The sequence below is a fragment of the Pseudoroseomonas ludipueritiae genome, assembly GCF_014490445.1.
GTDB classification, from domain to species: Bacteria; Pseudomonadota; Alphaproteobacteria; order Acetobacterales; family Acetobacteraceae; genus Pseudoroseomonas; species Pseudoroseomonas ludipueritiae.
Map to the genome: position 1 here is coordinate 1 of NZ_JACTUZ010000394.1, position 519 is coordinate 519.

Sequence of the window (519 nt, forward strand, 5' to 3'; positions counted from 1 at the left end):
CGCGGCATCCTGGCGGCGCCGCTGGCGGAAGGCCGGCTCTGCTTCGCCGGCGAGGCCTGCCACCCCAGCCTCGCCGCCACGCTGGGCGGCGCCTGGGAAACCGGCGAGGCCGCCGCCGCCCATGCGGCCCGCGCCTTGCGTGACAGGGAGCGTGACAAAGAGCGACAGCCGCTGACACCGGCCCTGGCTTGGCGCTATGCCGCCCCCGCAACAGATGCACCCCCACCGACCGGGACGACTGATGAGGGATGAGGCCGAGGAGGAGCCGGGCTTCGCAAGGGATGGAGACCGGCTGGCGCTGCACGGCGCCCTGACCACCGAACGCATTGGCGATCTATGGAACCCGATGCTGAAGGCGGCGCGGGGCGTGGCGGTGGTGGACCTTTCCCGCGTCTCGGCGCTGGATACCAGCGGCGCCGCCCTGGTGCTGGCCGCGGGCGGCGAGGCCGCGCGGCTGGAAGGGGCGGCGCAGGGCGTGCTCGCGGTGCTGGAACGCGCCCGCGATGCCCTGGCGGCGCC

1 protein-coding gene and 1 pseudogene are annotated in these 519 nt (G+C 75.1%); both read left to right on the top strand.

Features of this window, described 5'->3' with window-relative positions:
* The coding region (locus tag IBL25_RS26580) for an FAD-dependent oxidoreductase (RefSeq protein WP_187781399.1) at positions 1 to 252 on the top strand (252 nt) is incomplete at its 5' end.
* Positions 242 to 519 (top strand): annotated as a pseudogene (locus tag IBL25_RS26585) (ABC transporter permease); the annotation flags it as partial. The gene IBL25_RS26580 and the pseudogene IBL25_RS26585, both read left to right, overlap by 11 nt.